Here is a 19,285-nt window from a genome sequence, read left to right as displayed (position 1 = left end):
CCCCACACGTGTCTTGAAGCGTCAGAGAGTCGGTATCGGCGAATCGGTCGGCGTGTACTGGCGGGTCTTACCCGCAGCCCAAACTGCTGCGGTCGCAGCCGTGCACAGTCCCGCACCGGCGACGTGCATGATCACCAGAACTTCCGGCACATCGGTGAAGTACTGCACGACCCCGATGAGCGCTTGGGCGAGGATCAGTCCGAGCAGGACCTTCAGACGGATCTTCACGGCCGCAGATGTCCCGACCGCATATAGACCGAATGTCAGACCCACGACCAGCGCGAGATATCCGACCAGCAGCTGTGAGTGCAGATGAACAAGCGTCACGATCTCGACCTCCAGGCGCGGAACCGTGCGGTCCAGGCCCTTGTCGCCCGCGTGGGGACCTGCACCCGTCACGAGAGTTCCGGCGACCAATACGCCGGCGAGCGCGACACCGGACAGCGCGGTAAGCCAGCGCAGCGGCTTCGGCATCACGACCAGAGTTGTTGCCTCGTCGGGTTCCGCGATCTTCGCGTACATCACCGTGGCAACCCAGACCATCAGCATCGACGCAACCAAGTGAATGGCGACCGTCCACCACAGGAGACCTGTGAGGACGGTGATACCGCCGATCACTGCCTGAACGACAGTGCCGAGCGGCATCATCCAGGCGTAGACAAGCACCTCTTTGCGGCGGCGAGCGCGAGTCACCGCGAGCACGATTGCGGCAGCGACGATGACGACCAGGAAGGTCAGCAGGCGGTTGCCGAACTCGACGGCTTGGTGAATCACCGCGACCTGTCCGTGGCCGACCGGGACGAAGCTACCGGGGAAGCACTGCGGCCACGTCGGGCAACCGAGTCCCGAGTCCGTCACGCGCACCACCGCGCCGGTGACAGCGATGCCGCCCTGCGTCAGGATCACGATGAACGCGATGATCTTCTGCGTTTTCAGCGAGGGGAGAGGTAGTCGATCCACCAAGCGTAAAAATCCGGCATACACACGATTCACCACGCCAACGATCGTAGTTCCCCATCAACTACACAGTGTCGTTGGGGCCAGCTCGCTCCGCGCCTGCCCCGCGTCGTTGGGGCCAGCTCGCTCCGCGCCTGCCCCGCGTCGTTGGGGCCAGCTCGCTCCGCGCCTGCCCCGCGTCGTTGGGGCCAGCTCGCTCCGCGCCTGCCCCGCGTCGTTGGGGCCAGCTCGCTCCGCGCCTGCCCCGACTCGACGAGACCAGAACTGCGCAGCCGTGGGGCCAGCTCGCGTCAGTTCGCGCGAACTCGCACGATTCCCGAGATCGTTCCCTGGAAGTACTCGCCCGACTCGGTGATGAGTGCAGACATCTGAAGGGTGTCGTTGAGGATGGTCGACGGCAGGGGAGTCGAACCTATCTGCGCCCCGTCCTTCGAGTCGATCACCGCGAAGGAGTAACCGTCCAGCGGAGAGGTGTTCGGAGCACCGTCCCGTGTCACGGTGTAAATCGAGCCGTCAGCCGTCGAGAGGTGGGGTACCGCGGAGCTGCGAATCGTGTTGTCCCACACGACATGGCAGCCGACCGGATCGATGTCGACGCGGGTCATTCCGCCGTTGAAGGGTGCCGCGGCGGGGACCGCTGGACCGGCACCTTCAGGAGTCGTGGGGTACGGGTATCCGTAAGTGCCGGCGACGTAGACGGAATGACCGATGCCGACGGGGGAGTTCTCGCTGCCGCTCGGTGAGCCGTCCTGGCTGGCAGCGGACAACACCGGCTGCGTGCACACCTCGGCGCCCGTGTCAGCGCGATAGACATGCAAGCTCACTGTCGGGTGGGCGTTGTCGACGATGGTCAAGAAATCGCTGCCCGTCGACGGGCCGAAGTATGTCGGCGTCGATCCGGTTCCCCAGCTGAGCTGACCCGGATTACGGGCCGGCCCGCGGTCGTACGGCTGACGCCAGTCGATGACGACCTCGTCGCCATTTCGCTTCAGTTGGTAGAGCGCGTGGGTCGTTGCGACGGCAGTGCCCGTCGGGGAGGTGGAGATGCTGTTCTGCACCTGTTCACCTTCGGGGAGCGCAATGCTGTGCGCGATTCGATCCGCGCCGACATACCCGACGGTGCCGTGCCCGGTGGCGAACCAGACATTGCCTTCCCAGTCCGGAGCGAGGCCGGTGACGTTGTCGTCGGCGGCAACCGCACCACTGAGATCGACTACATCCGCGAGTTCCAGCCGCCAACTGCCGTCCGGATTCTGCGCATGGGAAATGCGGACCAGTTGACGGTTTCCGTCGACGGCTACGAGACGGTTCTCGTTGTCGAGGTAGGCGTAGACGCCGCCGAGCAGGCTGCCCTTCGCGAGCGGCAGTTGTGCTACGGATCTACCCAACGGCGTGGCGTCGGCCTTCGGATCGATCAAATGGATGGTCGGGATCTGGCCGATCATCGTCGTGCAGAGCGAGACGATCATGCCGTCGGAACCCTGGAGGACTGTCGGGCAGGCGGCCATCATCGGGAAAGCTGTCACCTCGTGTGGGCCGGTTCCTGGACCGGGCAGCGGCGTGACGTCGGACGAGCCCGCGTCACCGTGCATGGTGGAAGTACCGACGGGACCGAGGTACGGATTTGCAGGTGCGAGTGGACCGGACACCGAAGGGGTCGCCGTTGCGGGTCCGGCACACAACATGACTGTTGCGGCCACACAGCCGACGATCTGAGCTGTCCGTCGTGTACTCACGTGAACTTGAACCACCTTGCTGCGCAGACTCCGGCCACTGCGGCCCAGATGAGAAGTACGAGAATCGAGAACCAGTCCATCGAGGTGTCGAGGGCAGCTTCGAGTGCGTGTGCGAGAGCGCCGGACGGAACAATGCGTACCAGCGTGTGAACGGCGGTCGGAAGTTCGCCGCTGGCGAAGACCACACTTCCGATGCCCACCATGATGAACCACAGGATGTTGGCGAGAGCGAGAACGATCTCTGCGCGCAAAGTACCGCCGAGCAGGAGGCCAAGCGCTGCAAATGTGACAGTACCGATGGCAATGACCACTGCACCGAGTACAAGTTCGACGAACGACGGACGCCATCCCAACGCCAAACCGATAGCGCCGAGCAAGAGTGACTGCAGAGCCACGACGATGATGACGGCAGCGCTCTTGCCTGCGATGATTCCCCACCGCGGTAGCGGCGTTGCACCGAGTCGCTTGAGCGCGCCGTATCGGCGGTCGAATCCGACGGCGATGGCCTGTCCGGTGAACGCCGTCGACATCACGGCAACCATCATGACACCAGGGAGCACGGTATCGACCCGAGAATCGCCCAAATCGCCGATCGGGAGTAGACACAGTCCGATGAGCAGGGTGATCGGGATGAACATGGTGAGCAGCAATTGCTCACCGTTGCGGAGCAGAAGAGTCAGCTCCAGTTTGGTCTGCGCCGCCAGCATCTTGGCCGCCGAATTGGGGCGGGGATCCGGCGAGAAGGTGCGTGGCTCGAAGCGGTTCTCGGCGAGCCGTCGGTCTCTGGCAACGCTGATGGGACTGCTCTGGCCGTTCGACGCTGTTTCGTTCATGACCTTGATCTCCGTCATCCCCTCAGTTCCCGGCCCGTCAATTCGAGGAAGACGTCTTCCAGACTCCGTTGATCGACGCGAATGTCGTTGATCAGCACGTCCTGATCGGCACACCACGTTGCGACAGTCGCCACGGTTGCCGGATCGATTGCACCTTCGACGACATAGGTGCCGGGGTTGGATTCCTCGATGCGGAACCCGGCGAGTGAACCGGCCAGCGAATCGAGGCTCAAACCGGGAACCGTCGTCAGACGGAGTTGTCCTTCGGCGCCCTTGCTGGTGACCTCCGCCGGCGTTCCCGACGCGACGATCTTGCCGTGGTCGATGATGACCAGTTCGTCGGCGAGCGCTTCGGCCTCGTCCATGAGGTGTGTGGTGAGCAGGACGCTCACGCCGTCGCGTCGCAGAGCGTCGATGAGTTCCCACACGAGCAGGCGCGCCTGAGCGTCGAGGCCGGCGGTGGGTTCGTCCAGAAATACCAACTCGGGACGCCCGACCAGCGCGCACGCCAGGGACAGTCGTTGCTGCTGGCCTCCGGAGAGGCGGCGGTACGGGGTCTTGCGCGCATCGGTGAGGCCGAGTTTGGAAAGGAGCCAGGCGGGATCGAGCGGGTCGGCCGAGTATGCGGCCACGAGGTCGAGCATTTCCCCGGCCTTGGACCCGGGGTACGCGCCGCCGCCCTGCAGCATGACGCCGATTCGCGAGCGGACTTCACCGGAGTCGGCGATGGGGTCGAGACCGAGCACTCGAACCGTGCCGGCATCGGGGGTGACAAACCCTTCGCACATCTCGACGGTGGTTGTCTTGCCGGCTCCGTTGGGGCCGAGCAGGGCAACGACCTGGGCCGTCTCGACAGTGAGATCGATACCGTCGACGGCTCGAACACCGTCGAAGGACTTGACGACACCCTGGATCTGTACCGCCGGCGTCGACGATCTGGAGGCTCTCGAGGTCACGGGGAATCAGCGTAAGCCCCCGCCGAGTTGTCTTCGTCTACCGGTCCGCCTTTCGTGATCTCCGCTACTGGCTTGTCGCTACGCCAGGGGAGTGAATTGCGGGTGAAGACGATGAGCGTTCCGGCGGTGAGGATGGTCGCGATGACGGCCTGCACGATCATGAACGGAAGGTATTCGGCGCCGTTGGACATCAACATGACGCTGACGATCGAGGTGAAGACGACGGCAGGGATGCGGAAAATCGGCGCGGTGGCCCACGCCGCCAACGGAAGGATCGCCCACAGCAGGTACCACGGCTGAACGACGGGGAACAGGAGAACGATCGCGCCGAGCGCGATGCCGAGTCCGCCGACCGGATGGATGCGGCCCATGTAGACCGAGATCATCATCCGTGCGGTGACGAGCATGGCGACGAGAGTTGCGATGGGCCGCGTGATCGTGAGGATCGCCGTCGTGTGATCGCCGAGTCCGAGCAGTACGCCTGCCAATCCCGTGCCGACGCCCAGGAGCGTCGGGATGGACATCCAACTCCGGACTGCCGTGGCGGTGTCGAGGGTGTTGATCCAACCCATACCGAGCCCACTGGCCACGCTGATGACAAACGTGACGACAGCGGCAACGATGCCCAGGAGAATCGCGGCTCCCGCCAGGGCTTTCCAGGTTCCACCCCAACGCCGGGCCAAAGCCATGCCGACAAATCCCAGTGCAAGCAAGGACGGAATTTTGACGGTCGACGACAAGGCGATCAAACCTGATCCCGCAACGAGATAGAACAGCGCTCGCCCACGGATGGGCCCGGACCCTTCGACTGCGCGAAGAGCGATCTCGATTCCGGCGAGCATCAACCCGAGCATGAGTGCTTCGTTGTGGATGCCGGCCACCAAGTGGAAGAGCAACAGCGGGTTCGCGGCACCGAGCCAGAGCGAACTGACGGCAGAGACACCGCATCGCTTGGCCAGTCGCGGTATCGCCCACACGATGAGCGCGACGCCGGCCAATGCGAGCAAGCGGTGCAAGAAGATTCCGGCCACGATGTTGTCGCCGGTCAGTGAGCTGATCCCGCGTCCCAGCCACAGGAAGAACGGTCCGTACGGAGCCGGGGTGTCGCGCCAGATCGTCGGAACCGTGCGGGTGAGAACGTGGTCGACGCCCAGTGCCGCCTTGGGGCCGATGGCGTACGGATCGAGTCCACGGGCCGCGATTTCGCTTTGAGCCAGATACGAGTAGACGTCGCGGCTGAACATCGGCGGTGCGACCGAGAGCGGCAGGATCCACAGCAGGAGTGTGCGGTCCAACTGGGAACGGGTCATGCGCCGCGGTGCGCCGGAACGGCTGCGTATGTCCCCGACTGCAAATCGGCCCATCATCAGCCAGGCCAGAACGACGAGCACGGTTCCGGTCATCGTCATGGTGAGTGAGACCGTCGGCATACGTCCGGGAAGGCTGAGGACTCGAAGTCCTGCGGTCGGATTCTGCAGGACGGGTTGTGCGCCGGCGCCGAGCGCTCCGACTGCCATCAAGACCGCGCCGGTTGCGCCGAATCGGCGAATCCCTCGCAGTTGTGCGGTTTCCTTCGCGTTCAGGCCCGGGCGCTCGTCCTCGTCGCCGTGCAGCACCGCGGCCATACTCTGCCGGGGAGCGGATCCGAAAGGTCGAACGCCGATTGTGGAAAGCGCGAGTGCCTTGGGTTTTTCCAGCAGGATCGCGCGCGCCGATCGCGCGGTCGTCGTCTTCTCGGGGGTCTGCGGCACACCAGGCAGCGTAGCGGCTCCATCCAGCCGGACAGACAAGCACAAACAACGTACGTTGTCCGGATATTCCCGAATGTAATGCAGGTTGCCCTTAGTAGACCTGCGAAAAGAATTCCGTCACACTTGTGTTGTGAAAAGAAAAGCGTCAGACCCTCGAAGCAAGGAAGTTGCAGGTCAGCCCACTGTAGCGACCTCGCCTAGTGCTGCCGCAAATCCGGTGACGGTGAGCGTCGAAGGCCAGACCCGGGCCGCAGTGGTCAAGCTGCTACTCGAAGAAGGCCCCATTACCGCCTCCGAAATCGGCACGCGCCTCGGTTTGAGTGCCGCAGGTGTCCGACGTCACTTGGACGCTTTGATCGAGTCCGGCGAAGCCCGAACCGCTTCGGCGGCGTCGCTGCGTCAGCGTGGACGAGGTCGTCCCGCCAAGCAGTTCCAGATCACCGCGACCGGCCGAGGCCGCCTCGGCCACACCTACGACGATCTGGCGGGAGCCGCGATGCGGCAACTCCGTGAAATCGGCGGAGACGCGGCAATCGAGGAGTTCGCCAAGCGTCGGGTTCAGGCGATCGTCGGCGACGTCGAACCGGCTGATCCGACAGATGTCGACAACGTCGAGGCGACAGCGGACGCAATCGCCGAAGCCTTCAACGCGGTGGGGTTCGCAGCGTCGACCCGACCGGTCGGCAACGGCGTGCAGATCTGCCAACACCATTGCCCGGTTTCCCATGTGGCAGAAGAGTTTCCGGAACTGTGCGAGGCAGAGCAGCAAGCATTCCGGCAATTGCTCGGGACTCATGTTCAGCGTCTGGCGACCATCGCCAACGGTGACTGCGCCTGCACGACGCACGTGCCCCTCGTGTCCACCGGGAGTAGATGACCGGACCAGAGTGTTCTACAGAGCGTTGCCACCGTGCAGCGTTCGAATAGAGATTTTTCAGCTAGTTCTTCAAAGTCAGAACTGCTCGACCACAGCGACCAGCCCTCGCTGAACCCGAGCAGCCGTCAAGAAACAAGACTCCGGAAGGAGCTCGCATGACCGTCACATCAGACCAGGCGACTACCACTGCGGCAGCAGGCACCGAGCCGCTCACGCAGGAAGAGACCATCGCGTCCCTCGGTCATTACGGCTACGGCTGGTCCGATTCCGACGAAGCCGGAGCCAGCGCGCAGCGCGGGTTGTCCGAGGCTGTCGTGCGGGACATCTCCGCCAAGAAGAGCGAGCCCGAGTGGATGCTCGACATCCGCCTCAAGGCGCTGCGCACCTTCGACAAGAAGCCGATGCCGAACTGGGGCAGCGACCTCGAAGGTATTCACTTCGACAACATCAAGTACTTCGTCCGGTCCAGCGAGAAGCAGGCCGAGTCGTGGGAAGACCTGCCCGAGGACATCAAGAACACGTACGACAAGCTCGGCATCCCCGAGGCGGAGAAGCAGCGCCTCGTTGCCGGCGTCGCAGCTCAGTACGAGTCCGAGGTCGTCTACCACTCGATCCGTGAGGACCTCGAGGAGCAGGGCGTCATCTTCCTCGACACGGACACCGGTCTCAAGCAGCACCCGGAGCTGTTCAAGGAGTACTTCGGATCGGTCATCCCGGCCGGCGACAACAAGTTCTCCGCGCTGAACACCGCCGTGTGGTCGGGCGGCTCGTTCATCTACGTTCCGCCGGGAGTCCACGTGGACATCCCGCTGCAGGCGTACTTCCGCATCAACACCGAGAACATGGGTCAGTTCGAGCGCACCCTGATCATCGTCGACGAAGATGCCTCCGTGCACTACGTCGAGGGTTGCACCGCGCCGATCTACAAGTCCGATTCACTGCACTCGGCCGTCGTCGAGATCATCGTGAAGAAGGGCGGCCACTGCCGCTACACGACCATCCAGAACTGGTCCAACAACGTCTACAACCTGGTGACCAAGCGCACCAAGGTCGAGGCCGGCGGATCCATGGAGTGGGTCGACGGCAACATCGGCTCCAAGGTCACCATGAAGTACCCGGCCGTGTGGCTGATGGGCGAGTACGCCCGCGGTGAGGTTCTCTCCGTTGCGTTCTCCGGCGAGGGCCAGCACCAGGACACCGGCGCCAAGATGCTCCACCTCGCGCCGCACACGTCCTCGACCATCATCAGCAAGTCTGTCGCCCGCGGCGGTGGACGTGCGTCGTACCGCGGTCTGGTGCAGGTCAACAAGGGTGCCCACGGCTCCAAGTCGACCGTCAAGTGTGACGCTCTGCTCGTCGACCAGATCAGCCGAAGCGACACCTACCCGTACGTCGACATCCGCGAGGACGACGTCACCATGGGTCACGAGGCCACCGTTTCGAAGGTCAGTGACGATCAGCTCTTCTACCTGATGAGCCGCGGACTGACCGAGGACGAGGCGATGGCCACCATCGTGCGTGGATTCGTCGAGCCCATCGCGAAGGAACTCCCGATGGAGTACGCGCTCGAGCTCAACCGCCTTATCGAACTTCAGATGGAAGGGGCTGTGGGTTAGTGGCCACGCCAGAGACCGGAGTCATCGGAGCTGTTGCCGGGGAGAACCCGACCGCTCCTGTAAAGGGTGCAGCCACCGGCTCACCCATCACGAACAAGGGTGAGCAGTTCTCCTCGTTCGACGTCAATGCTTTCGAGGTTCCCGGCGGACGTGACGAGATCTGGCGGTTCACCCCGCTGCGTCGCCTCCGGGGATTGCACGACGGCAGCGCCGTCGCCAACGGACAGGTCACCGTCGAGGTCGACGGCGGAAGCGACATCACCGTCGAGACCGTCGGGCGTGACGACGCACGTCTGGGCAAAGCCGGCGTTCCCGCTGATCGCATTGCAGCGCAGGCGTATTCGAGCTTCGAGACGGCAACGGTCATCTCGGTTGGTGCCGAGGTCGAGGTCGAGAAGCCCGTTGTGGTCACCATGACCGGCCCCGGAGTCGACAACGTCGCCTACGGACACACCCAGATTCGTCTGGCGCAGTTCGCCAAGGCGACGTTCGTGATCGACCAGCGCGGCAGCGGAACCTTCGCGGAGAACATCGAATTCGTTCTCGGTGACAGTTCGCAGCTGACCGTGGTGGCCATCCAGGACTGGGCGGACGACGCAGTTCACGTGACGTCACACCACGCTCGCCTGAACCGCGACGCAGTGCTTCGATACACCTCGATCAGCCTGGGCGGCGACCTGGTTCGCCTGTCCGCCACCGTCAAGTACGACGGACCGGGCGGCGACGCCGAACTGCTCGGCCTGTACTTCGCCGACGCCGGCCAGCATCTGGAACAGCGTCTGCTGGTGGATCATTCGCAGCCCAACTGCAAGTCCAACGTGGTCTACAAGGGTGCGCTTCAGGGAGATCCCGGATCCGGTAAGCCCGACGCGCACACCGTGTGGATCGGCGACGTTCTCATCCGCGCCGCAGCGGAGGGCACCGACACGTTCGAGCTCAACCGCAACCTGGTGCTGACCGACGGCGCCCGCGCCGACTCGGTTCCGAACCTCGAAATCGAAACCGGTGAGATCGTCGGGGCCGGCCACGCAAGTGCAACGGGACGTTTCGACGACGAGCAGCTGTTCTACCTGCGTGCTCGTGGTATCCCGGAGGATCAGGCTCGTCGTCTGGTCGTACGTGGGTTCTTCCACGAAATCATCAACAAGATCGCTGTTCCCGAGGTGCGCGATCGCCTCGAAGCCGCAGTCGAAGCCGAACTCGCAGCCGTCGGCTCCTGACCGCCCCGCCTGCGACACCACCCCGTCGCTACGCTCGCCCGCCTCATCTTGAAGGAATTTCATGTCTACCAGTGACAACACCACCACCTCGGTCCTCGAGGTTCGTGACCTGCACGTCGAGGTCGCCAACTCCGATGCCAACGCCGAGCCCATCCAAATCCTCAAGGGCGTCGACCTGACGGTCCGCTCGGGGGAGACCCACGCGATCATGGGCCCCAACGGCTCCGGCAAGTCGACTCTGTCGTACGCCATCGCCGGTCACCCCAAGTACCAGGTCACGTCGGGCTCCATCACCCTCAACGGTGAAGACGTCCTCGCAATGAGCGTCGACGAGCGTGCACGTGCCGGGCTCTTCCTGGCCATGCAGTACCCCGTCGAGGTTCCCGGCGTTTCCATGTCCAACTTCCTGCGCACCGCCGCTACGGCCGTGCGAGGCGAGGCTCCCAAGCTGCGCCACTGGGTCAAGGAAGTCAAGGAAGCCCTCAGCGAGCTCGAGATCGATCCCTCGTTCATCGAGCGCTCGGTCAACGAAGGCTTCTCCGGTGGCGAGAAGAAGCGGCACGAGATCCTGCAGTTGGGCATGCTCAAGCCGAAGATCGCGATCCTCGACGAGACCGACTCCGGCCTCGACGTCGACGCTCTGCGCACCGTCTCCGAAGGCGTCAACCGCTACAAGGAGCGCGAGAACGGCGGCGTTCTGCTGATCACGCACTACACGCGCATTCTGCGCTACATCAACCCCGACTTCGTTCACGTGTTCGTCGGTGGCCGCATCGTCGAGTCCGGTGGACCGGAGCTGGCCGACGAGCTCGAGACCAACGGCTACGTTCGTTTCACCGCGGACACCGCAGCTACCCAGGGAGCGTAATCACGATGACCACCTCGGTGCGCGAGCTCGACGTCACAGCGGTTCGGGCCGACTTCCCGATCCTGGCGCGAACCGTGCGCGACGGAAAACCTTTGGTGTACTTGGATTCCGGCGCTACCTCACAGCGTCCGGTCCAGGTTCTCGATGCCGAACGGGACTTCCTGACCACGTGTAACGCGGCAGTACACCGGGGTGCTCATCAGCTCGCAGAAGAGGCGACTGACGCGTACGAGAATGCTCGCGCCACCATCGCTTCCTTCGTGGGTGCGGATTCGGACGAGTTGGTGTTCACCAAGAACGCCACCGAGGCTCTCAATCTGGTGACCTACGTTCTCGGTGACGATCGCTTCGACCGCCATGTCGGTCCTGGCGACGAAATCGTCATCACCGAACTCGAACACCACGCCAACCTCGTTCCCTGGCAGGAACTTGCGCGCCGAACCGGTGCGACGCTCAAGTGGTACGGCGTCACCGACGACGGCCGGATCGATCTCGATTCGCTGGAGCTGACGGACGCGGTGAAGGTCGTTTCGTTCACCCACCAGTCCAACGTGACCGGCGCGATCGCGCCCGTCGAGGAATTGGTGCGACGAGCACGCGCCGTCGGTGCACTCGTCGTGCTCGACGCGTGCCAGTCGGTGCCTCACATGGCGGTCGACTTCCACGAACTGGGAGTGGACTACGCGGCGTTCTCCGGTCACAAGATGCTCGGCCCTTCGGGGGTCGGAGTTCTCTACGGCCGTCGTGAACTGCTGGCAGCGATGCCTCCGTTCATCACCGGCGGATCGATGATCGAGACGGTCACCATGGAGGTCAGCACTTACGCGCCGCCGCCTCAGCGTTTCGAGGCCGGCGTCCCGATGACCTCACAGGTGGTCGGGTTGGGCGCTGCCGTGGATTACCTGAACACCTTCGGGATGGACGCAGTCGCCGCGCACGAGCACGTGTTGGTGGAGGCTGCTCTCGAAAAGTTGTCGGCGATCGAAGGTCTGCGCATCATCGGACCACAGACGTCCGAGAACCGCGGCGGCGCGATTTCCTTTGTCGTGGACGGTATTCACGCCCACGACCTCGGACAGATCCTCGACGACGAGGGCGTCGCGATTCGCGTCGGACACCATTGTGCGTGGCCGCTGCATCGTAAGTTCGGTGTCGCTGCGACGGCCCGTGCGTCGTTTGCGCTCTACAACACCACCGCGGAAATCGATGTTCTCGTTGCCGCGATCAAGCGTGCGCAGGAATTTTTCGGTGTCGCAGGGGAGTTGAACTGAATCATGCGCATGGAGCAGATGTATCAGGAAGTGATCCTCGATCACTACAAACATCCGCACGGCCGCGGACTCCGTGAGCCGTTCGGCGCCGAGGTGCACCACGTCAACCCGACGTGTGGCGACGAGGTGACGTTGCGCGTCCAGATATCCGAGGACGGAACGGTCTCCGACGTCTCGTACGACGGTCAGGGTTGTTCGATCAGCCAGGCGTCGACGTCGGTGCTCAACGACCTCGTCATCGGGATGCAGGTCACCGACGCACTGAAGACGGTGACGGCGTTCAACGAGATGGTGAGCAGTCGGGGCACCGTCGAGGGGGACGAGGACGTTCTCGGCGACGGTATCGCGTTCGTCGGTGTCTCGAAGTATCCGGCACGCGTGAAGTGCGCCTTGCTCGGATGGATGGCATTCAAGGATGCTGTAGTCCAGATTGTCGACGGCAGTGCTGTGACGACGGCGGACAGCAGCAGTGAATTGGTCGACACGACTGAAGGACAGGGATCATGACCGAGACACAACCAGTGCAGGACGCCGAGGTCGGCGCTCCGGTGAATCCGAATCCCGATTCCACTGCGGAATTCGGTGGCGCACAGGGCAGTGGCACTGTCCCGTCGCCTGAGCGACTCGACGAACTCGAAGAAGCGATGCGCGACGTCGTCGATCCCGAACTGGGAATCAACGTCGTCGATCTCGGCTTGGTCTACGGACTCTTCGAAGACGACGGTGTCGTCACGATCGACATGACTTTGACGTCGGCGGCGTGCCCGTTGACCGACGTGATCGAGGACCAGGCGCGCGGCGCACTTGTGCGTAGCGATCTGTGTACCGACATGAAGATCAACTGGGTGTGGTTGCCGCCGTGGGGACCGGACAAGATCACCGAAGACGGACGCGAGCAACTGCGCGCACTCGGCTTCACGGTCTGACAAGCAACCTCGGCACGATCAACTGAATACATTTCACCGGAGCGTCGGTGCCCGTTCGTCGGGTACCGGCGCTTCGGTTTGTTATATAGGGCCGTTTTAGCCATGATATTCAGGACAATAGTCCCAAATGGTTGTTTGATGAATATTTGCTGGAAGCTGACTGATCGGTAACATCGCAGCTGATTGTCACGATGTGATCTCCGGCGGGCGATTTGCCAGTTTCCACCCGAGCTTTCCAAAGTATTCGTCTCATTTTCGAAGTGCCCCGATCAGTTCGAAGCGTCCAGCGGACGCATAAACCTGTTTGCATCATGATCAAGTTGTAAGAGGGAGATTCGTGTGGATGGCAGTCCCGACCGAGGAATCGTTTCCGCAGCTCGTCCGGACGACGAACTCACCTTCCCTCTTTCTGCCGCGCAACTTTCCCTGCTTGTCGCACAACAGCTTCGACCCGAGATTCCCGTCAGCATCGCTCAGTACGTGGACGTGGACGGCCCACTCGACATCGAGCTGCTGACCGCTGCCAGCAAACAGACCGGCCGTGAGATCGGCTCCGGATATCTGCGCCTGGTCGAGGTGGACGGGGTTGCGCGTCAGTGGCTCGATCTCGACATGGACGACTCCCTCGACGTGGTCGATCTTCGCGCCGAATCGGATCCGGAATCTGCAGCGCAGGAATGGATGCGCAGAGAGCACACTGCTGCCATCGATCCGTTCACCGATCGCCTGGTCAGGCTGGCAGTCCTGGTGCTTCGCGACGACCATTACTACTGGTACAGCCGTATTCATCACGTAGCGCTCGACGGTTTCGGCGCGATGTCGATGATGAACCGCACAGCCGAGATCTACACCGCCGCGGTGCGGGATCTGCCAGTTCCCCCAGCGGTAACTGCCCCCCTCCAATCGTTGGTGAAGGCAGAGGCCGACTATCTGGGCTCAACCCGGTGGGAACGCGATCGCGACTACTGGAACACCAAGATGGCCGACAAACCGGGCGGAACCTCGCTCGCGTCCTCGACTGCTCCGTCGCAGGCATGGTCACGCCTACGGTCGGCCACGGTACCTACGGAACTGCGGAGCTCCCTCGAACGGCTGGCCGCCGCCCACGACGTGACGACGTCGTCAGTGGTGATCGGTGCACTGGCGGCTTACCTCGCCCGGGCCACCGGGACCCGCGACGTGGTCCTCAGCCTGCCGGTCTCGGGGCGGACGACAAAAGCTGCTCGCAGGTCCGGCGGAATGATGTCGAACGTCGTCCCGATACGTGCGAGCGTCGATCCGCATTTCGCGGTCGGGGACCTGCTGCACGAGGTGAAGATCGAACTCACCGGCGCACTGCGTCATCAGAAGTACCGCCACGAGGACCTACGACGCGACCTCAACGCCGGTGATCACAGCATCGCCGACGGACGAGGCTTCCACGGGCCGTTGATCAACCTCATGCTGTTCCATTCCGGAATCACTCTCGGGGACGCGCACGGCGAACTGAACGTGATCTCGACCGGGCCGATCGAAGACCTCTCCGTCAACGTCTATCAGACTTCCGCAGCCGAAGAGATCCAGATCGACTTCGCCGCGAACCCAGACCTGTACACCAACGAGGACATCTCGCGTCACCACCGACGTTTCCTCGAATTCCTCGACTTGTTCTGCGCCGCAGAATCGGGAACTCGATTGATGGACATCGACCCCGACGCCGCGGGGAAATGGATCGCCGAAGTCCAACACGCCCGCAACGTCGAGTACTGGTCTGCGACCTTGTCGAACCCCGCCGAGGAACTGGGTTTGCCGGTCGTCGCCGGAACCGGTCGAACGTCCACGCCCCTCGAGATCGAGGCAGGCCTCTGCCGGAGCCTCGAGACGATGGCGACGACGATGAACACGAGTCTGTTCGTGCTGTTCCAGTCTGCGATGGCCGGACTGCTGCGCCGCGTCGGTTCGGCCGACGAGGTGTCGATCGGCGTCTCGGTCCGAGGGTACGGCGCCTCCAATCCGGACGATTTCGTCTCGATGTTCGCCAACCAGTTAGTGCTTCGCTCGACGGTGTCGAACACCATGACGCTCACCGACCTGGTCGGTGCGGTGGACACCGTCGCAATCGAAGCTCTCGAACACGCAGACATTCTTCTGTCTTCGGTGACCGCCGCACTCGGTGACGGCCGCTGGGTGGAGACGGGCCCGTTGTTCCGGGCGATGGTCTGCTTCGAGGAGCCGCTGGATGCTCACCCGAGATTTCCGGGGCTCATGGTCGGTGCGCCTATCGGATCGGATCTGGCCACCGTGCCGGAACTGTTTGTCTCCCTGGCGATTCCGACTGGTGAGCATGCCGATTTCGATCAGCCGATCTCCGGTGTTCTGGATTGGCTCGGCACGAAGGAGCAAGCCGAGGACCTCGCCGACCGTTATCTGCGAATCTTGACCGCGATGGTCGGTGCTCCGCACTCGGCGCTCGGCTCAGTGGATCTACTGCGCCCGGACGCGCGCCAGGCGCTGGTGCCGCCCGTTCTGCCGATTACCCCGGTCCGAACGCTCTCCGAGATCCTTTCCGACCGCATTCGGGCGACCCCGGAAGCGATCGCCGTTGTCGCAGGTAGCGAGCGCGTGTCGTACCGCGAACTCGATCGACGATCGAATCAGTTGGCGCGCAAGCTCGTCGATCATGGCGTGCGATCCGAGTCGTTGGTCGGAATCATGCTGCCGAAATCCGTGGACATGATCGTTGCCGCTGTCGCGGTAGTGAAGGCCGGCGGCGGATACCTCCCACTCGATGGTGCGCACCCCGCCGAGCGTTTGGCGTATGTGGTCGAGGATGCGCAACCGGTGTGCGTCATCTCCGATTCCACTTTCCCGAACTCCGCCTTCCCGAACTCTGACGTGGTGGTCGTCGGGGTCGAATCCGACGAGTACTCCGGTGAGGGTCTGGAAACCGATGAGCGCCCGCGCGGACACGGAGCCGACAATCTGGCGTACGTGATCTACACCTCGGGGTCGACGGGACGACCCAAAGGTGTCTCCGTCACCCACGCCGCTGTGGTGCGATTGTTCGAGAACACGCACGTCGAATTCGGATTCGACGGCAACGACGTGTGGACGATGTTCCACTCGTTCGCCTTCGACTTCTCGGTGTGGGAACTGTGGGGCGCGCTGCTCCACGGCGGAACGCTGGTCCTGGTCGATCACGAGGTATCACGCGACCCTGACGCCTTCCGGGCGCTGGTCGCCGCAGAAGGCGTCACCGTGCTCAATCAGACGCCCTCGGCCTTCTACCAGTACATCGAAGCCGACCTTCGGGCCGATTCGGAGACCCGGCTCCGGTACGTGATCTTCGGTGGCGAAGCCTTGGATCTTCGTCGCCTCGGGCGCTGGTACGACAATCACCCGGGCTACGACAATCACGACAATCACACGGAATCCGGGCCCGCACTCGTCAACATGTACGGCATCACCGAGACGACGGTGCACGTCACCCATCTCGAACTCGACCGGGCGAGCGCGAGTGCGGTTACCGGCAGCCGGATCGGTGACGCGATCGACGGACTTCGTGTGTACCTGCTCGACGAGCATCTCTCCCCGGTCCCGGTGGGGATCGCGGGGGAGATCTATGTCGCGGGCGGTCAACTCGCCCGTGGCTATCTGGGCCGTCCAGACCTCACCGCGGGCCGGTTCGTCGCCGATCCGTTCAATGCCGGCGGACGACGGTTGTACCGGTCCGGCGACCGCGCACGATGGATTGCGCCCGGACAACTCGAGTACCTCGGACGCGGCGACGCGCAGGTCAAGATCCGCGGATTCCGGATCGAACTCGGCGAAATCGACTCCGTCATCCTCAGCGCGCCGGGAATCGACGATGCCGTGACGGTTGTGGCTCCGACGCCGGCGGGCGGCGCTCTCGTGACCTATGTGACCGCTTCCGACGTCGTGGACGCCGACGCCCTCCGAGCTCACGCCGCCGAAGCCCTCCCGACCTACATGGTTCCCGATGCCTTCATGGTCCTCGATTCGATTCCGTTGACCACCAACGGAAAACTGGACCGGCGTGCGCTGCCTTCGCCTATCCTGGCCTCCACCAAGGTCTTCCGACCCCCGACGACCCCGACCGAGGGCAAGGTTGCGGCGGTTCTGGCTGACATCCTGAGTAGTGGACCGCTCGGACTCGACGATAATTTCTTCCATCTGGGCGGAAACTCGCTGGTAGCGACGACGGCGGTAGCGCGCTTGACCGAAGCCACCGGGGTTAAAATGCCGCTGCGTGCACTCTTCGACCATCCCACGGTGTCTGGGATCGCGGCGACGATCGAGCGTGCGGCACAGACCCCGGACGCCGATGGTATTCAGGTCGTGGCCCGGCCGCCTGTACTGCCTCTCGCTCCCGCGCAGCAGCGACTGTGGTTCCTGAACCGCGTGGCACCGGAATCAGGTGCGTACAACATTCCACTGGCGGTGTCGTTGCGCGGCGCCGTCGATCCCGACGCACTCAGTGCCGCGATCGTGGACGTCGTGACACGTCACGAGTCACTACGCACCGTGTTTCCTCAGACCGGGGACAACGCGACGCAGAAGGTTCTGGGCCTGGGCGAGGGGATCGCAGGGCTCGAGTCGATCGACGTGGAACGCGGAAGCCTCGAGAGAGTGATCTTCGAATTCTCTTCGGCCGGTTTCGATCTGGTCCGCGAACGTCCGGTGCGCTACCTGCTGATCACTGTCGCCGCCGAGAAGGAAGGCGATGACGAGGAAGCTGTCCTCGTAGTGGTTCTGCACCACATGGTGGCCGACGGTTGGTCACTCGCCCCGTTGGCTGCTGATCTCACCGGCGCCTACGCCGCCCGCGTCGGCGGCAACAGCCCGCAGTGGGCACCCCTTCCGGTGCAGTACGCCGACTACACGCTCTGGCACCGAGAACACCTCGGCGACGCGTCATCCACCGATTCACTTGCCCACTCACAGATCGCGTTCTGGAAGCAGCAGCTGGCGGGAGCGCCCGAGCAGCTCCACCTGCCGACGGACCGTCCGCGCGCACTCGACCCGACCATGCGCGGAGCCGGAGTCGACATCAGAATCGGCGCTTCCACGCATCAGAAGCTCGTTGTACTTGCCGCCGATCACGACGCCACGCCGTTCATCGCCCTGCACGCGTGCTTCGCCCTGCTTCTGGCCAGGTACAGCGGCACGGACGACATCGTCATCGGAACACCGGTGGCCGGACGAGGGGACCGATCTCTCGATCTGCTCGTCGGCATGTTCGTCAACACTCTTGCCCTGCGGACCTTCGTCGATCGGGACGCAACGTTCGCCGCATACCTGTCACAGGTCAGGGCCGTCGACGTGGATGCCTTCGACAATGCGGACGTGCCTTTCGACGTCGTCGTGGACGCGCTCGAACTGGACCGCTCGCCCGCACACCACCCGGTCTTTCAAGCGGCCATCACCTCGCGGATAGCCACCACCCACACAGCCGAACTGGCAGGGGTGTCGATGACGGCGCGGGCAGTCGAGACGGGGCTGACCAAGTTCGACCTCGAGCTCACCGTCACCGAACGTCACGAGGCCGGGGCCGCAGCAGGAATCGATGCCACGTTCACCTATTCCACCGACCTGTTCGACAGCGCGACCGTCGAAGCGTTGGCGCGAAACTTCGTGACACTCGTGGAATCGGCAGTGTCGGAACCGACTGCACCGGTTGGTGATCTTCGTGTACTCGGATCGCGGGAGAGTGCCGCGATATTGCCGCGACGCGGTGTGGCTTCGGTGGGCGAATCGACGCTGGCGCAGATCCTCGGGGACACCGCGAGGACGTATCCCGACGCGATCGCCCTCGAAGACTCCGAGCGCTCACTCTCGTACGGGGAGCTGGAGCGTCGATCGAATCGGATCGCTCGATACCTCATGGACCTGGGAGTCGGCCCCGAGACACCGGTCGCACTGGCCGTCGCCCGATCGGTCGACTCCGTGCTCGCAGTCTGGTCGGTCACCAAAGCCGGTGGCGATTTCGTCCCGGTCGATCCCCGTTATCCCGCAGATCGAGTTGCGCACATGCTCGAGGATTCGGGTGTGCGGATCGGAATTCGGTCCGCCGAGGTTGCGGCTGGTCCGGCAGCCGGTGGGAACGTCGCAGTCTGGATCGACCTCGGCGACGCGGACACGGTTGCAGAATGTGCCGCCTACTCCGACGCTGCCATCGACGACGCTGACAGAACAGCGTCGATCACTGCGGCGTCGGCTGCGTACGTCATCTACACCTCCGGCTCGACCGGAGTGCCGAAGGGCACCGTCGTCA

General features: G+C 63.5%; 12 protein-coding genes and 1 pseudogene. 8 read left to right on the top strand and 5 right to left on the bottom strand.

What is annotated here, in order from left to right; all coding sequences use genetic code 11:
* Positions 1 to 21: 21 nt before the first annotated feature.
* From ABIE52_RS07380 to mptB, 5 genes are all read right to left on the bottom strand, one after another.
* On the bottom strand, positions 22 to 996 hold the full coding sequence (locus tag ABIE52_RS07380) for a COX15/CtaA family protein (RefSeq protein WP_192712431.1): 975 nt from the start codon (positions 994 to 996) through the stop codon (positions 22 to 24).
* 251 nt (positions 997 to 1,247) lie between these two features.
* Positions 1,248 to 2,642 (bottom strand): hypothetical protein, encoded by a 1,395-nt coding sequence (locus tag ABIE52_RS07375; protein WP_256938459.1) that lies wholly within the window; start codon positions 2,640 to 2,642, stop codon positions 1,248 to 1,250.
* A 47-nt stretch (positions 2,643 to 2,689) separates the two neighbouring features.
* Positions 2,690 to 3,526, bottom strand: coding sequence for an ABC transporter permease (locus ABIE52_RS07370; protein WP_370852751.1), 837 nt, complete (start codon positions 3,524 to 3,526; stop codon positions 2,690 to 2,692).
* 14 nt (positions 3,527 to 3,540) lie between these two features.
* Entirely contained in the window at positions 3,541 to 4,482 is a 942-nt protein-coding gene (locus ABIE52_RS07365) for an ABC transporter ATP-binding protein (RefSeq protein ID WP_007727917.1), read from the bottom strand.
* A complete protein-coding gene (mptB, locus tag ABIE52_RS07360) occupies positions 4,479 to 6,233 on the bottom strand; it encodes a polyprenol phosphomannose-dependent alpha 1,6 mannosyltransferase MptB (protein ID WP_003944776.1) in 1,755 nt (584 codons plus the stop codon). Before mptB ends, ABIE52_RS07365 begins: the two co-directional genes overlap by 4 nt.
* Positions 6,234 to 6,363: 130 nt before the next feature.
* Between mptB and ABIE52_RS07355 the strand changes: the two genes are divergently transcribed.
* The 8 genes and pseudogenes from ABIE52_RS07355 to ABIE52_RS07320 form a co-directional block, all read left to right on the top strand.
* The gene (locus ABIE52_RS07355) at positions 6,364 to 7,110 is read left to right on the top strand and encodes a helix-turn-helix transcriptional regulator (RefSeq protein WP_354541476.1); all 747 of its coding nucleotides are present in this window, start codon (positions 6,364 to 6,366) and stop codon (positions 7,108 to 7,110) included.
* A gap of 155 nt (positions 7,111 to 7,265) precedes the next feature.
* Complete coding sequence (gene sufB, locus ABIE52_RS07350) at positions 7,266 to 8,726, top strand: Fe-S cluster assembly protein SufB (RefSeq protein ID WP_003944799.1); 1,461 nt, start codon at positions 7,266 to 7,268, stop codon at positions 8,724 to 8,726.
* Complete coding sequence (gene sufD, locus ABIE52_RS07345; RefSeq protein WP_192712428.1) at positions 8,726 to 9,946, top strand: Fe-S cluster assembly protein SufD; 1,221 nt, start codon at positions 8,726 to 8,728, stop codon at positions 9,944 to 9,946. The genes sufB and sufD overlap by 1 nt, the downstream gene beginning before the upstream one ends.
* A gap of 61 nt (positions 9,947 to 10,007) precedes the next feature.
* Positions 10,008 to 10,814 (top strand): Fe-S cluster assembly ATPase SufC, encoded by an 807-nt coding sequence (sufC, locus tag ABIE52_RS07340; protein ID WP_003944795.1) that lies wholly within the window; start codon positions 10,008 to 10,010, stop codon positions 10,812 to 10,814.
* A 5-nt stretch (positions 10,815 to 10,819) separates the two neighbouring features.
* A complete protein-coding gene (locus ABIE52_RS07335) occupies positions 10,820 to 12,085 on the top strand; it encodes a cysteine desulfurase (RefSeq protein WP_003944865.1) in 1,266 nt (421 codons plus the stop codon).
* Between the two features lie 3 nt (positions 12,086 to 12,088).
* Positions 12,089 to 12,592, top strand: a complete 504-nt coding sequence (gene sufU, locus ABIE52_RS07330; protein ID WP_003944894.1) for a Fe-S cluster assembly sulfur transfer protein SufU — start codon at positions 12,089 to 12,091, stop codon at positions 12,590 to 12,592.
* Positions 12,589 to 13,011, top strand: coding sequence for a metal-sulfur cluster assembly factor (locus ABIE52_RS07325; protein WP_003944963.1), 423 nt, complete (start codon positions 12,589 to 12,591; stop codon positions 13,009 to 13,011). The genes sufU and ABIE52_RS07325 overlap by 4 nt, the downstream gene beginning before the upstream one ends.
* A 339-nt stretch (positions 13,012 to 13,350) precedes the next feature.
* Positions 13,351 to 19,263 (top strand): annotated as a pseudogene (locus tag ABIE52_RS07320) (amino acid adenylation domain-containing protein); the annotation flags it as partial.
* Positions 19,264 to 19,285 lie beyond the last annotated feature (22 nt).

It is taken from the genome of Rhodococcus sp. OAS809 (assembly GCF_040546695.1).
Lineage (GTDB): Bacteria > Actinomycetota > Actinomycetes > Mycobacteriales > Mycobacteriaceae > Rhodococcus_F > Rhodococcus_F qingshengii.
Note: the sequence above shows the minus strand (reverse complement) of the source record. Positions and strands in the feature narration are given on the sequence as shown.